The following is a 14,984-nucleotide window of genomic DNA, read 5'->3' as shown; positions in this document are numbered from 1 at the left end:
ATCACTGTGCACTTGAAAATTTAGCACTCGTCACCCGAGAGTGCCAGCATGAATCTGTTCGGAAAACCGGCACCCGCCGGTGCCGGTCCACCGCGAAAACGGCACCCGCCGAGCGCAACCCGCATCTGCGGCATTCCACGTGGATATCGGCGAGTGTCTCTGCCACACCAGAATGCACTGCCTACACCACCGAGGCCAGCCACCCTGGGATGGCCATTCCCGCACCCCTGTCGCACGACCGACGTCGCCACCGCCGACCGTCGAAGGCCGCGACCAACCCTACGGGCTCATCTCGTAGGCGCCGTCGTAACTCTCCACCTGCGTCCACACTCGCGAGAATCGCTCCGCGTCTACCACCGGACGCCGGATCGCACCGAGCGCCCACTTCTGCTGCCCTTCGGTTGCGGACGACTTTCCGTGCAGCGCAACGGCGTAGCCGGAGAAGTCCCGAATCTGGAAGTGGAAGATCTGGTCGATCAGTTCGCGGTTCAGGTGAAGGATGTCCGCCTGCTCGAGGATCAGCTGCCCGTAGACGACGAGCGAGAACAGGTGACCGAGGTCGAGCAGGAAGTCGAGATCCTTCTGCTGCGCCGCATCGGGCGGAGCGGTGGTGAGCAGTTCCCGCAATGCGGTTGCCTGCTCGTAGAACCGGGCCACGTTGGGAATGTCCGAGTGCGCCTCGTATTCCTTCGTCCAATCGTGGAACCGGATCTTGCCCGCGCCGCGGGTCGGGCCCTGAGCCCAGAAGAAAGTGTCGTCGACGGCGTCGAGCCGGGTGCCGATCTCCGGGTACTCCGCGGGGTTGAGCAGGTAGTTCGGCATGAACTTCAGAATGAGTCCGACGTTGACATGCACGGTGCCCTCGAGCTTCGGCAGGGTGCCGATCAGCTGAGCCGCCTCCCGGAAGTAGGTGTTCTTCTCGTACCCCTTCGCCGCGATCACGTCGTGCAGTAGCGCGATCACCTTCTCCCCTTCGGAGGTGACCTTGGCCTTCGTCATCGGGTTGAACAGCAGGTACCGGCGATCGTCGAGACTCGCGCTGCGGAAATAATCGACTGCGCGGGCACTGAACAGCTTCATCGCGATCAACCGGCTGTAGGCGTCGACGAAGTTCCCGCGCACATGCGGAAAGTCGGTGACCGGGTTGCCGTACAGGACCCTGTTGTGGGCATGCGTGATCGACTCGTAGAACGCGTGCTCGGAGATTCCGATCGACCCGGTGCACAGATTGAACTTCCCGACGTTGACGGTGTTCAGCGCCGCCTCGAACGCCGCTACGCCGGTGTGCAGGATGTCCTCCTCGCGCACCGGGTACTCCTCGAGCCGGAAGGTGCTGACGTACATCTGCCCGCGCACCACGTTGCCCGCGAGGTGGTAGGCGGGATGCCTGCTGTCGGCGACGAAGAAGACGTACCCGTCGCTGCCCTCGACGTCGGTGCGGCGCCCGAACACCGACACCATGCCGGCGACGTTGCCGTTGCCGATGTAGTACTTGTCGCCGGTCGCGGTAAAGGCGAGGTCCCGGTCCGGAGAGGGTGTGAGAAGCATGTCCGTCGAGTAGACGTCGGCGCCGTGTGCCTTCTCCGACAGACCGAAACCCAGCACCCCGCCCTCGTCGAGAAGTCGGGCGGCGCGTTCCTTCCCCGCCCGGTTCGCACTCATCCAGATCGGACCGAGCCCCAGTACTGTCACCTGCCACGCGTACCAGTACGCCAGCCCGTAGAACCCGAAAATTTCGCTCAGCGCGGCGTTGCGCGCGGCGTCCCAGCGCTTGTCCGGGTTGCCGTCCGCGAGTTCGGCAGGAGTCAGGAAGGTCGCGAACAGCTTCTCCCGCTTCACGAACTCCAGGAATTCGGCCGGCCATACCGCCCCGAGATCGTCCTCGAGCAGCCTCTTCTTACCCCGCGCCTCGAACCAGTCGATCAGCGACCGCAGTTGCCGTCGCGTCTCGGGGTCGAAATGCTCGGGGTCGTAGGAAGTCGGGTCGAACAGCAGGGAGTTCGTCACAGCGGGCCTCTCGTCCGAACGTCTCAGGCCAAGCTAACAGTCGAGACGAAAGGCGCGCGGCGATTTGATCAGCCCCTGACGGTCTGCACGATCTCGCTCAGCGCGGACTCGGCGGCAACCTCACGGCTCTCGCCGGTGAAGCGATCGCGGACCTCCACCTTTCCCTCACCCCAGCCGCGCCCGACCACCACGACCAGTGGCACGCCGAGCAGCTCGGAGTCCTTGAACTTCACGCCGGGCGAAGCCTTACGATCGTCGAGAATGACCTCGAGTCCGGCCTTGTCGAGTTGTGCCGCGAGCCCCTCCGCGCCCTCACGCGCGGTGTCGTCCTTGTTGGCGATCACTACGTGCACGTCTGCGGGAGACACCTCCGCCGGCCAGCGCAAACCCTTGTCGTCGTGGTGCTGTTCCGCGATCACGGCGACGAGGCGGGACACGCCGACACCGTAGGAGCCCATCGTGGGCCGGACCGGCTTGCCGTTCTCGCCCAGAACGTCGACGGAGAACACATCCGTGTACTTGCGACCGAGCTGGAAAACGTGGCCGATCTCGATGCCACGGGCAGCCACCAGGGCACCAGCGCCGTCCGGCGACGGGTCCCCGTCTCGAACCTCCGCCGCCTCGATGGTGCCGTCCGGGGTGAAGTCGCGGCCGGCGACGAGACCCACCACGTGCTTACCCTGCTGGTCGGCGCCGGTGATCCAGCTCGTGCCGTCCACCACCCGGGGGTCCACGAGGTAGCGAACACCGTTCTCCTGCAGAGCCTTCGGTCCGATGTACCCCTTCACGAGGAACGGGTTCGCCTCGAAATCGGCCTCGGTGAGCATCTCGAACTCCGCCGGCTCCAAGGACGCACCGAGGCGCTTGTCGTCGATCTCCCGGTCACCGGGGATGCCGATTCCGAGCAACTGCCACTTGCCACCGGGCTGCCGGGTCTTGACCAGGATGTTCTTCAACGTGTCGGCGGCCGTCACGGTCCGGCCGAGGTCGGCCCCGTTGGCCCAGTCGACGAGCGTCGCGATGGTCGGTGTGTCCGGCGTGTCGTGCACCTGCGCGGGAGGAAGCCCGTCGAAGGGAATGGGCTCGGGCGCCAGGGTCTCGACCGCTTCGACGTTGGCGGCGTAGCCCGACTCGAGGCAGCGGACGTAGGTGTCCTCGCCGATCTCGCTTTCCGCCAGGAACTCTTCGGACGCACTTCCGCCCATAGCGCCCGAAGTGGCCGACACGATCACATACTTCACACCGAGACGGGCGAAGATCTTCTCGTAGGCGTCCCGGTGGGCCTGATATGAGGCGATGAGACCGTCATCGGTGAGGTCGAAGGAGTACGAGTCCTTCATGATGAATTCGCGACCACGGAGAATCCCGGCGCGGGGGCGCTCCTCGTCGCGATATTTGGTCTGCACCTGGTAGAGGGTGACCGGGAAGTCTTTGTAGGAGTTGTACTCACCCTTGACGGTGAGCGCGAACAGCTCCTCGTGAGTGGGGCCCAGCAGATAGTCGCCGCCCTTGCGGTCCTTGAGGCGGAAGAGCCCGTCGCCGTACTCGGTCCAGCGATTGGAGGCCTCGTAGGGTTCGCGCGGCAGAAGCGCGGGCAGGGAAATCTCCTGGCCCCCGATCGCGTTCATCTCTTCCCGCACCACCCGCTCGACCTCACGCAGCACGCGCAGACCCAACGGCAGCCACGAGTACACACCGGGAGCGATACGCCGTACGTAGCCGGCACGGACCAGCAGCTTGTGGCTCGGAACCTCGGCGTCGGCGGGGTCGTCACGCAAGGTGCGGAGGAACAGGTGGGAGAGGCGGGTAATCACGGGTCATCAGAATAGTCCGCTGGTAGCCGCACCACTGCGTCGGCACGGCTTCGGCATCGATGAAAGGGCCGATCGGTAGGGTCTCCACCGTGCTGGTGTTGCTTCCTCCCTCAGAAACCAAGTCCGACGGTGGCGCCGACGCCCCCCTCGACCTGGCCGAGCTGTCCATGCCGCAGCTCACCGACACTCGAGAGGTGCTGGTGTCGGCGCTGGTGGCTCTCGCCGCCGATGCGGAGGCGTCGCAGGAGGCACTGGGCCTCGGCCCGACGCAGGCCGACGAGATCGAGCGGAACGCCAAGCTGTGGGTGTCGCCGACCCGGCCGGCGTTGGAGCGATATACCGGCGTCCTGTTCGACGCGCTCGACGCGAAGTCGTTCACCAAGGCACAGAAGTCGAAGGCTCTCTCGCGCCTCGCGATGGGATCGGCACTGTTCGGCGCGGTGCGCGCGGGTGACCTGATCCCCGCCTACCGGTTGTCCGGCGGGTCGAAGCTGCCCGGTCTGGGGACCCTCCGGTCGTTGTGGAAGCCGGAATTGAGCCGGGCAATCACCGCGGAAGCGGATGGCCTCGTCGTCGATCTGCGATCCGGGACGTATCAGCAGCTCGGCCCGATTCCGGACGCGGTGATCGCCACCGTGCTCACCGAAAAGCCGGACGGCACCCGCACCGTCGTGAGCCATTTCAACAAACACCACAAGGGGCTGCTCGCCCGCGCGCTCACCCTTTCGCGCGCCGAACCCCGGGACGTACGCGGCGTCGCCCGCGTGGCGTCGAAGGCCGGACTCCGCGTCGAAGTCGCCTCGAAGCGGGAGTTGATCATCCTCACCGACTAACCCCCGTGAGTACTTGTCAACCGCGGGCGGTTAACAAGTACTCACGGGGGGCTACTCCGGTTTGACGGCCAGAACGGGCTTGCGGCAGGACAGCAGCAGGCGTTGCGCAGTGCTCCCCATCAGCAGCTTCCCGACGGGGGTGCGGTCGCGGATACCGATGACGAGCAGCTCGGCGGTCGGTGCTGTCGTCGCCTCGATGATGACGTCGACCACCTCGTCGCCGACGATTTGCCGGACCTCGTGTTCGACACCGCTGTCGGCGAGCTTCTCTTCCAGTTTCTGCAGCTGCGTGTGGTCGGCGAACGACTGATCCGCAAGAGCGTCGCCCTTCGAGGAGTTGATCACCACCAGTGATGTCTGGCGCAGCCGTGCTTCTGCGAGGCCGTGGTCGAGGGCTGCCTCTCCGTACCGGTCCGGGGTGTAACCGACGACGATCATGCGTGCGCCTTCTCTCTGGTGTCCGGGGAATCGTCGGCGGACGGTCCCTCCGGGAAGTCGAGTGTGGGGACTGGAAGCCGCGAACGGACGAACTTCGCGACGAGCGGGGCGAGAAGCAGAAGCGCGATGATCACGTAGACGATGATTGCCACCGGCTCGGTGAACAGACTTCCCCAGTCTCCGCCACCGAGTTGCAGACTCTGCCGCAGTTGCCGTTCGATGCGCGGACCGAGGATGACACCGATGATCAGTGGCAGCACGGGCAATCCGAATCTGCGCATCATCAGACCCATCAGGCCGAAGACGAGGAGCAGCGCCAGGTCCAACCACTGGAGGTTCACTGCGAAGGCGCCGAGCGCAGCGAAGAACAAGATGCCCGCATACAGGTAGGGGCGCGGGGTGCGGAGCAGCTTGGCCCACAGCGGCGCGAGAGGCAGGTTCAGGACGAGCAGGAGGAAGTTGCCGATGAACAGGCTCGCGATCAACGTCCAGATGAGGAGCGGTTCCTTCTCGAACAGGGTCGGTCCGGGCTGGATCCCGTACGAGACGAAGGCGGTGAGCATGACAGCCGCGGTCGCGTTGGTGGGCAGACCGAGCGACAGCATGGGCACGAGCGTGCCCGCCGCGGAGGCGTTGTTGGCCGCCTCGGGGCCTGCGACCCCTTCGATGGCGCCCTTGCCGAATTCGTCCTTGTGCTTCGAGAGCTTCTTCTCGGTGATGTAGGACAGGAAGGTGGGAAGTTCGGCGCCACCGGCGGGGAGTGCCCCGAACGGGAATCCGTACGCGGTCCCTCGCAGCCATGGCTTCCACGACCGCTTCCAGTCCTTCTTGCCCATCCACGGCCGGCCGACCGGAATGACCTCGGCCGGCCTGCGGCGCAGGTGCGCCGCCACCCAGAGGGCTTCACCGAGCGCAAAGACTGCGACTGCCACGACGACGATATCGATGCCGTCGGACAGCTGCGGGATCCCGAAAGTGGCGCGCGGTTGCCCGGTGAGGAAATCGATCCCGACCAGCCCGATCGCGAGCCCGAGCAGCAGGGAGATGCATCCACGAAGCTTCGAGCTTCCCAACACCGCCGTGACGGCAACGAGGGCCAGCAGCATGATCGCGAGATACGAAGGAGCACCCAAGGTTACCGCGAAACTCGAGACCGCGGGGGCGAAGAGTACGAGCAGCATCGTGCCGATCGATCCGGCGACGAAGGAACCGATCGCCGCGGTCGCCAGAGCCTGCGCCGCTCTTCCTGCTCTCGCCATCTTGTTGCCTTCGATGGCCGTGATCACCGAGGACGACTCCCCCGGGGTGTTCAACAGAATGGATGTGGTGGAGCCGCCGTACATTCCGCCGTAGTAGATGCCGGCGAACATGATGAAGGCGGCGCTCGGACTGACGTTGTAGGTGACGGGGAGCAGGAGTGCCACGGTCATGGCGGGGCCTATGCCGGGAAGGACGCCGACGGCGGTACCGAGCAGGACGCCCAGGCATGCGTAGAGGAGGTTCATCGGGGTGGCTGCCTGCTCGAACCCCTGCAGCAGCCAGTTCAGATTGTCCATGTCAGAGAATTCCGTCCAGAATGCCTGCGGGCAGCGGGATTCCGAGCCCGACGTAGAACGCGTAGAAGCTACCGAAGCCGAGCACCGCACCGATGGCGATGTTGCGTACCCAGTGGCGGCTGCCGAGAATTGTTGCCGCCCCGGCGAAGAGGAACGTTCCGGTGATCGCCCATCCGAGGAAGTCGATCAGCGCGATGGTGGCGGCGAACAGACCGACGAGCAGCCCCACCGTTCGCCAGTCACTCGACGAATCGAGGTCGACGTCCTCGCCCCCGTCGGCCTCCCCCGTGGAGCCGCGCAGGATCGCGACAGCAAGGATCGCGGTGAGGACGAGCAACCCGATGCCAACCGCCAGCGGAAACAGCCGCGGCCCGACCGGGTCCACCTTCGCGAACCCGGCGCTGAGGGTCAGTGCGTCGACGATGAGAAACACGCCCACCGTGAGCATGACCGCACACACGATGAACTGCGCCAGGTCCCGTTTGCGTGGCGCCGGGACCACGTCGGGGGCGCCGGCGGGCGGTGGCACGGGCGTGGTCATGCCAACCCCAGTTCGGACAGGGTGGACGAGACCCGCTCGTCCTGGTCGCGCAGGAACTGCTCGAAATCCGGTCCCGTCATGAAGGCGTCACTCCAACCGTTCTTCACCAGGGCCTCCTTCCATTCGGGTGTGTCGTGCAACTTCTCCAGCGCCTCCACCATGTCGGCCCGGGCACTGTCCGAAAGGCCAGGGGGCGCAAGGACTCCACGCCAGTTGGTGAAGGTGAGATCGATTCCCGCCTCCGACAGCGTCGGCGCATCGACGCCCTCGACCCGTTCGCTACCCGACACCGCGAGCACGCGCACCTGACCGGCTTCGATCTGGTCGACGTACTCCCCCAGCCCCGAGGTGCCCGCGGTGATCTTCTGTCCGAGCAGCGCCGTCAACAGGTCACCTCCACCGTCGTAGGAGACGTAGTTCACTGCATTGGGATCCACCCCTACCGCGCGGGCGGTCTCCATCGGGAACAGGTGGTCCGGCCCGCCCGGTGACGATCCGCCGCCGATCGTGACCGAGGCCGGGTCGGCCCGCCACGCCGCGACGAAGTCGTCGATGGTGCGCAGCGGCGAATCCGCAGGAACCAGAATGCCTTCCTGCTCTTCCACCACCTTCGCCAATGCGGTCGCGTCGGACACGCGGGCGGACGACCCGTTGGTGTAACCGGCACCGACGACTCCGAGACCCATCATCATCATGAGATCGTCGTTGCCCGACTCGTTCATCAGTCGAGCCATGGCGACCGTTCCACCTGCACCTATGACGTTGAAGACCTCGACTCGGCCGGTAATGTCCTGATCTTCCATGATCTTCACCGCAGTCCGCGCGGTGAGGTCGTAGCCGCCGCCGGGGCTGTTCGGAACCATCATCCGCACCCTGTGCAAGCCCTCGTCCTCGCCACGGGTAACTCCGCACCCGGCCACGAGAAGGCCTACGAGCGCCAGCAGGAGCACCGCGCGTACGCTGCTTCCGCCACCTGTTCTCGCCATCGTTCCCCATTTCGCCATCGATGTGATCTTCGGCAATACTGTCCCCATTGGTGACGCACGTCACCTATGCGAACGAAATGGAACTTAAGTTCATTGTGGTCACCACGTCACCCCAGAGTGCGAAGTCTTGCCGGGCAGGTCCTGGTGCTCCAGCTGGTGGTCGTCGGCGTCGTCCTTCTCGCGGTCGCTGCCGTCTCGGTTCACCAATCGACGGTGGAGTTTCGCGAATTGCAGGGCCAGCGCATGATCGCCGTGGCCGAGAACGTCGCCTCGACCCCGGTGGTGCGTGACCGCCTCTCGGACCCGTCGGTCGAGCGAGTCCTCGCCCCCGAAGTGGATCGGGCAGTCAATCTGTCGGGCGCGACATTGGCGGAGATCGTCACACCCGAAGGGGTGACGGCAGTGTCCTCCGACCCCACCCGGATCGGGCTGCCCGCGGAACTCGGCGGCAGCGACGTGCTGACCGGCCGCGCCTGGTCGGGTGATGTCGTGGTCGACGACCGGCGCGCCATCGTCGGCCACGTTCCTATCCTCACTGCCACCGGTGACGTCCTGGCAGCAGTATCGGTCAGCGACGACTACCCGTCGACCTGGGCCCTGCTCAGCAGTGCCGGTGCGCGGCTGCTCCTCTACCTCGGGATCGGCGCCGGGCTGGGACTTCTCGGTTCGTGGCTTCTCTCACGCAGAATCAAGACACACACCCGGGGGCTGGAGATCGCCGAGATCGCCAGTCTCGCCGACCACCGGGAGGCCCTGCTTCACAGCATCCGTGAGGGCGTGGTGGCGGTGAACACCGAGGGCATCATCACGCTCCTCAACGACAGCGCCCAGGAACTACTCGACCTCAGCGGTGACGTCGTCGGCAGGCACGTCGACGACGTCCCACTCGACCCGGGCGTCCGGCGGTATCTCCTCACCGGCGAGGACGGCCGTGACGTGGTGCTCTCGACGTCCTCGCGCATGCTGGCGCTCAGCCGGCGGGCCGCTACCAGCCAGGGCCACAAGATCGGCACCGTCACCACCATGCGCGACAGCACCGAGCTGGCGTCGATGCAGAGCCAGCTGTCGTCCCACAAGAGCGTCACCGACACGCTGCGCGCGCAGACGCACGAATTCGCCAACCAGTTGCACACCATCTCGGGACTCACTCAGCTCGGTGACTACGACGCCGTCACCGAATTCGTCGGAACCCTCACTCGACGCCGAGCAGAGATCAGCGACGCGGTGACGCAAAGGATTTCCGATCCCGCCGTGGCCGCCCTCCTGATCGCGAAGACCTCGTTGGCGGCGGAGACCGGAGTGTCTCTGACACTCGAGCCCGATTCACGCCTGCACGCCCTCGACCCAGAGCTCGCGACCGACGTCATCACCGTCGTCGGGAATCTCATCGACAATGCCGTCGACGTGTCCGAAGGCGGACCGCACGCGACGATATCGATTCGAATCACGGACGGCGACGGCATTTTGATCGAGGTCGCCGACTCGGGCCCCGGGGTACCCGAGTCGATGCGCGAGGAAATCTTCTCCCGGGGAGTCACGTCCAAGACAGGGGTGCCAGGAGGTCGCGGGATCGGGCTGGCCCTGGTGCGACTGGTCAGCGCGCAGCACGGCGGATTCGCATCCGTGTCGGACGCGCCCGGCACCGGAGGCGCTTTGTTCACCGTCCACGTTCCCCGTAGTTAGACTCTCCGACCATGACCGTTCGGCGGAACGATGTATGAGGTGCTGGTCGTCGACGACGACTTCATGGTCGCGGAGATACACCGCCGGTTCGTCGACAAGACGCCGGGGTTCACCACCGTCGCAGTCGCGCGGACCGCGGCCGACGCCCTCGATGCCGTGCGCTCTCGTCGGCCGGATCTCGTGCTTCTCGACGTGTACTTGCCGGACATGTCCGGACTCGATGTCCTCCAGTCCCTCCGGGCGGAGGGAAATCCGGTCGGCGTGATCATGATCACCGCTGCAAGAGAGATCGACACCGTCAGCCGCGCACTGCACGGCGGCGCCTCCGACTACCTGGTGAAACCGTTCGAGTACGCCCACCTGCAGGAGAAGCTCGAGAACTTTCGGCGGCGGGCACGGGCACTCGAATCACAATCCGGCGCGGATCAGTCGTTGATCGACTCCCTGTTCGGCAGCGCAGGCAAGAACGCCGACCCGGGCCGCCTCCCCAAGGGGCTCAGCGCCGAAACCGGCAAGTTGGTCCTCGACATCGTGCAGGAGCGGGGCGAGTTGTCGTCCATGGAATGCGCCGAGCTCGCGGGACTGTCCCGGGTGAGCGTGCGCAGGTACCTCGAGCATTACCTGGCCGAGGGTTTGCTCGAAGTACGCCTCGAGTACGGGGGCGCGGGCAGACCTGTTCGCCGGTACCGGCCCGTTCGCCACTGAGGCAGGCGGCATCAGGACAGTCTGCGGGGGCCTGCCGCTACCCCACCGGCGTACCCGCGTCGGCGGACACCTCGTAGGCTGCGATGTCGAAACGCTGTGTCTGGCGGCGGAATTTGAAGGTGAAGTCGGGCCACAGTGTGGTGTTGTTGCCGTGCCGATCGAGGTACCAGCTGGCGCATCCGCCCGTCATCCAGACGCTGTTCGACAGCTTCTCCTGAAGGTCCCGGTTGTAATCGTCCTGAACCTCCTTGCGTACCTCGACCGTGCGAAGTCCGTTCTGCTCCAACGCCGCAATGGCATCGGCGACGTAGTTGATCTGTGATTCGATCATGTACACCATCGACGTGTGGCCGAGCCCCGTGTTGGGTCCGACGAGAAAGAACATGTTGGGGAAGTTGGCGACAGTCGCGCCCTTGTAGGCCTGCATACCGGCCTCACCGAAAACCTGCGCCAGACTGCGTCCGTCCCGCCCGAAGATGACCTCGAACATCGGTGAATCCGTCACCTGGAATCCGGTCGCGATGACGATGGCATCCACCGGACGCACGGTGCCGTCCCTCGTCACCACCGCATGCTCTCGTATCTCCGCGATCGGGTCGGTGACGAGTTCGACGTCGTCCCGGTCGAGGGCCGCGTAGTAGTCGTTGGAAATCAGCATTCTCTTGCAGCCGATCCGGAAGTTCGGAGTGACTTTCTCACGCAGGGCCGGGTCCTTGATCTCCGTCCGGATCTTCATGCGCGCCAGCCATTCCAGCGGTTTCATGAAGACGGGCGCCTTGGCGAGGCCGACCACCTGCACTTCCCGGCCTCCGTAGATTGCGGCGCGGAGCAGTCGCTGGACGCCGGGCACGTGGTGGAAGGCCCACCGCTCGATCCGGGTATAGGCCCGGTCGAATCGCGGCAGCAACCAGGGGGCGGTGCGCTGATACACGTCCAGGTGTTGCACTTGGTCGACGATGGCAGGAACGATTTGAATTGCCGATGCTCCCGTGCCGATCACTGCCACGCGTGTGCCGGTGAGGTCGGCATCGTGATTCCATTGCGCCGAGTGGAAGATCTCGCCGTCGAATACTTCGATCCCGGGAATGCTCGGCAGAGAGGGCTCGGCCAGCGCCCCGAACGCGCAGATCACGGTGTCCGCGGAGAAGTGGCCGCGGCTGGTGGTGAGCTCCCACCGCGAGACGCCGCAATTCCAGCGGGCCTCGGTCACGTCGCAGTCGAAGACGTGCTTTCCGAGGACGTTGTACTGACGCGCAACCCTGCGAATGTAGTGCTGGATCTCCGGTTGTGCCGAAAACGAACGTGACCATTCGGGGTTGAGTGCGAACGAGTAGGAGTACAGGTGCGAGGGCACGTCACAGGCCGCGCCGGGATAGGTGTTGTCGCGCCAGGTGCCCCCGACATCACCGTCCCGCTCGAGGACGAGGAAGTCATCCCGCCCGTCCTTGCTCAGTCGTATAGCCGCACCGAGTCCCGCGAAACCACTGCCGATGATCACCGTGCGGACGTGCCGCACGCTGTCCTCCGGAACGACGCCGACCGCTGCAGTGTCTGTTACCCGGTCATCCATATAAATGACCCTAGACAGTTACAGAACGCCAGGCACAGCGATTGCGGATCTTTTCGCCCGCACGCCCGGGGAGGGCGAGTCAGGACTGCTGCGCTGCCTTTTCGGCCGCTTGTGCCTGCGCAACCTGTTGCGGGGTGAACCGGATGAACAGTGCCGCCAGACCGGCGATCAGCGCACAGACGGCGCTGCCTACCAGGGCGAAGGTGTAGCCCTCACCGAGCGCAGTGATCTGCACCGGCGTCATGTCGGCGATCTTGCCCGACACCCCACCGAGGGACAGCGTCCGGGATGTCGCCATCGCCCCGATGAGAGCGAGGGCGAGCGGGCCGCCGAGCGTCTGCGCGACCTGAGCAATGGCGGCCACCGGTCCGATCTCGGTTTCCGGCACTCCCGCGATGGCGCACAGAGGAAGCGGAACGACGGCAAGTCCGACACCGAAACCGATTCCCACGACCGGCACGAACAGGTTGGCCGGATACGTCGCCGACGCGTCCAGGGTGGAACCGTAGAGCAGGCCCACCACCATGATGGCCGCCCCGGCGATCACCAGCCAGCGCGGCTGGATGCGGACGGCGAGTTTCGACGCCACGAAGGCCGCGGCTCCCAGACCGAACGCGAACGGGATGAAGGCCAGGCCCGCTTCGAGTGGGCTGTAACCGAGAATGTCCTGGACGAACAGCGCCACGAAGGCGGCGACTGTGAACATCACGGCGCCTGCGAAGAAGATGGCGACGAAGGTGGCCACCCTGTTCTTGTCGGTGAACAGCGAGAAGGGAAGCAACGGGTTGTCGGCGGTGCGCTCGACATACAGGAACGCGACGAACAGCAGCAGACCCGCGATGAGCGCACCGATCACGAAGGGACTGGTCCACCCGAGTTCCGGTCCCTCGGTGAGAGCGAACACCACACCGGTTGCCGCGACCGTCGCCAGAACGGCGCCCGGTACGTCGAGCGCCAGGCGCTCACCGGCCGTCTCTTTCAACGCCGTGAAGGCGAACAGCACGATGACCACACCGATGGGCACGTTGATGAGGAAGATCAACCGCCACGACACTTCGGTGAGTGCACCGCCGATGATCAGCCCCGCGATCGATCCGATCCCGGTCATTGCAGCGAAGATCGCAATGGCCTGGTTGCGAGCGGGACCGGCGGCGAACGTCGTCGCTACCAGGGCCAGCGCGGTGGGCGAGGCCACCGCAGCACCCACACCCTGCAGGAAGCGGGCACCGATCAGCATGAATTCGTTGACCGCGAGGCCGCACAACAAGGAGGCGACGGTGAAGAGTGCGACGCCGCCGATGAACATTTTCTTCCGGCCGAAGGCGTCCCCGAGCCGGCCCCCGAGGAGCATGAGCCCACCGAACGCCAATGCATAGGAGGTCAGCACCCAGTTGCGGCCGCTGTCGGTGAGACCGAGGTCTGCCTGCAGGGGGGCCAGGGCCAGGTTGGCGACGGTCCCGTCGAGGACCACCATCATCTGCAATCCGCTCAGGACGATGATGGCGAGACCCAGCACACGGGTCGCCGCGGCCGGGACCGCTGGGGCATCTGCCGCAGAGTTCACTGAAGCAGATTTCGGCACTCGGGAATCAGACACGAGCGTTCACGTTACCCAGCGTCCACGCTAAACCCTGCCACCGGTCCGATGACCACGATGGCGGGCGGCCGAATCTGCTCTTCTTTCACCCGGGCCGCGACACTCTGCAGATCCGCGCGGAGCGTGCGCTGAGTGCGCAGTGTGCCCTCCTGGATGACGGTGACCGGGGTGTTTACGGGCCGGCCGCCCGCCATCAGGACCGTCGCGAACGCGTCGATGCGTTCGACCGCCATCAGCAACACGATGGTGCCCTTCAGCCGCGCCAGCGCCGACCAGTCGACGAGAGAATCGGGATGGTCGGGAGCCACATGCCCGCTCACGACCACGAACTCGTGGGTGACTCCTCGGTGGGTCACCGGAATTCCGGCGGCCGACGGGACCGAGATCGCGCTGGTGATACCGGGGACCACCGTGACGGGGACCCCTGCTGCGGCGCACGCCTCGAGCTCTTCGTACCCCCGTCCGAACACGTAGGGGTCGCCGCCTTTGAGACGAACCACGAACTTGCCCGCCTTGGCGTTGTCGATCAGGGCCGCGTTGATAGCTTCCTGCGCCATCGCGCGGCCGTACGGAATCTTCGCAGCATCGATCACGTCGACATCGGGACCGAGTTCGGCCAGAAGCTCCGGCGGCGCCAGACGATCGGCCACCACGACGTCGGCGCGCGACAGCAGTCGGCGGCCGCGGACGGTGATGAGGTCGGGGTCACCGGGACCTCCGCCTACCAGCGCCACACCGGCTGCGGGCGCCTCGTCGGTGTCGGGAACGACTCCGGACTGCAAGCCTTCCACCAGGGCGTTTCTCACGGCCGCGGAGCGGCGGTGATCGCCGCCCGCCAGCACACCGATGCTCAAGCCGTCGTAGCCTGCACTGGCCGGGGTGACGGCTGTGCCGTACCGGGCGTTGTCTGCCCGGACACAGAACACCCTGTTCCGTTCGGCCTCGGCGACGATCGCCGCATTGGTGTCGGGTTCGTCCGTGCAGGCGATGGCATACCAGGCGCCGTCGAGGTCACCGTCCCGGTAGTCGCGCAGTTCCAGGGTGATCTGACCGGAGGTCGCCATCCCCTCGACCGCGGGAGTGACGGCGCGGCTGATCAGATGCACGCGTGCTCCCGATGCGATGAGCAGGCCCAGTCGACGCTGTGCGACGCTTCCGCCACCGATCACGACCACACGGCGATCGGTCAAATTGAGGCCGACCAGGTAGTTGGTCTCGTCTCCGGTGGCGGCAGTCACGCGCTATCCCCGTTTC

Annotated in this window: 12 protein-coding genes; 3 read left to right on the top strand and 9 right to left on the bottom strand. The window is 65.6% G+C overall.

Features of this window, described 5'->3' with window-relative positions; genetic code table 11:
* Positions 1 to 279: 279 nt before the first annotated feature.
* Together JQT59_RS19940 and JQT59_RS19935 are read right to left on the bottom strand one after the other, a co-directional pair.
* The gene (locus JQT59_RS19940; RefSeq protein ID WP_213571694.1) at positions 280 to 2,007 is read right to left on the bottom strand and encodes an acyl-CoA dehydrogenase family protein; all 1,728 of its coding nucleotides are present in this window, start codon (positions 2,005 to 2,007) and stop codon (positions 280 to 282) included.
* A gap of 68 nt (positions 2,008 to 2,075) precedes the next feature.
* On the bottom strand, positions 2,076 to 3,821 hold the full coding sequence (locus JQT59_RS19935; protein ID WP_213571693.1) for a proline--tRNA ligase: 1,746 nt from the start codon (positions 3,819 to 3,821) through the stop codon (positions 2,076 to 2,078).
* Between the two features lie 89 nt (positions 3,822 to 3,910).
* On the opposite strand from JQT59_RS19935, the gene yaaA reads away from it, so the two are divergent.
* Complete coding sequence (yaaA, locus tag JQT59_RS19930; protein ID WP_213571692.1) at positions 3,911 to 4,654, top strand: peroxide stress protein YaaA; 744 nt, start codon at positions 3,911 to 3,913, stop codon at positions 4,652 to 4,654.
* A 51-nt stretch (positions 4,655 to 4,705) separates the two neighbouring features.
* On the opposite strand, the gene JQT59_RS19925 is transcribed toward yaaA, so the two are convergent.
* From JQT59_RS19925 to JQT59_RS19910, 4 genes are read right to left on the bottom strand one after another with little or no spacing between them, the layout of a single operon-like run.
* On the bottom strand, positions 4,706 to 5,092 hold the full coding sequence (locus JQT59_RS19925; RefSeq protein WP_109330857.1) for a universal stress protein: 387 nt from the start codon (positions 5,090 to 5,092) through the stop codon (positions 4,706 to 4,708).
* Positions 5,089 to 6,648: a tripartite tricarboxylate transporter permease gene (locus JQT59_RS19920; RefSeq protein WP_208961355.1), complete on the bottom strand. Its 1,560-nt coding sequence runs from the start codon at positions 6,646 to 6,648 to the stop codon at positions 5,089 to 5,091. The genes JQT59_RS19925 and JQT59_RS19920 overlap by 4 nt, the downstream gene beginning before the upstream one ends.
* Position 6,649: 1 nt before the next feature.
* Complete coding sequence (locus JQT59_RS19915) at positions 6,650 to 7,189, bottom strand: tripartite tricarboxylate transporter TctB family protein (protein ID WP_213571691.1); 540 nt, start codon at positions 7,187 to 7,189, stop codon at positions 6,650 to 6,652.
* Positions 7,186 to 8,175: a Bug family tripartite tricarboxylate transporter substrate binding protein gene (locus JQT59_RS19910; protein WP_159927618.1), complete on the bottom strand. Its 990-nt coding sequence runs from the start codon at positions 8,173 to 8,175 to the stop codon at positions 7,186 to 7,188. The genes JQT59_RS19915 and JQT59_RS19910 overlap by 4 nt, the downstream gene beginning before the upstream one ends.
* A 66-nt stretch (positions 8,176 to 8,241) precedes the next feature.
* Between JQT59_RS19910 and JQT59_RS19905 the strand changes: the two genes are divergently transcribed.
* Positions 8,242 to 9,858 carry a sensor histidine kinase gene (locus tag JQT59_RS19905; protein WP_213571690.1) on the top strand — a complete coding sequence of 539 codons (1,617 nt, stop codon included), beginning with the start codon at positions 8,242 to 8,244 and terminating at the stop codon, positions 9,856 to 9,858.
* 30 nt (positions 9,859 to 9,888) lie between these two features.
* Positions 9,889 to 10,563, top strand: a complete 675-nt coding sequence (locus tag JQT59_RS19900) for a response regulator (RefSeq protein WP_213571689.1) — start codon at positions 9,889 to 9,891, stop codon at positions 10,561 to 10,563.
* Positions 10,564 to 10,600: 37 nt separating this feature from the next.
* On the opposite strand, the gene JQT59_RS19895 is transcribed toward JQT59_RS19900, so the two are convergent.
* The 3 genes from JQT59_RS19895 to cobA form a co-directional block, all read right to left on the bottom strand.
* A complete protein-coding gene (locus JQT59_RS19895) occupies positions 10,601 to 12,133 on the bottom strand; it encodes a flavin-containing monooxygenase (RefSeq protein WP_213571688.1) in 1,533 nt (510 codons plus the stop codon).
* A gap of 79 nt (positions 12,134 to 12,212) precedes the next feature.
* Complete coding sequence (locus JQT59_RS19890; protein ID WP_249354643.1) at positions 12,213 to 13,610, bottom strand: MFS transporter; 1,398 nt, start codon at positions 13,608 to 13,610, stop codon at positions 12,213 to 12,215.
* A gap of 131 nt (positions 13,611 to 13,741) precedes the next feature.
* Entirely contained in the window at positions 13,742 to 14,968 is a 1,227-nt protein-coding gene (cobA, locus tag JQT59_RS19885) for a uroporphyrinogen-III C-methyltransferase (RefSeq protein ID WP_213571686.1), read from the bottom strand.
* Positions 14,969 to 14,984 lie beyond the last annotated feature (16 nt).

Origin of the sequence: Rhodococcus sp. USK13 (assembly GCF_018343855.1) — a bacterium.
Lineage (GTDB): Bacteria > Actinomycetota > Actinomycetes > Mycobacteriales > Mycobacteriaceae > Rhodococcus_F > Rhodococcus_F oxybenzonivorans.
This window is presented reverse-complemented; position numbering and strand designations above follow the sequence as displayed.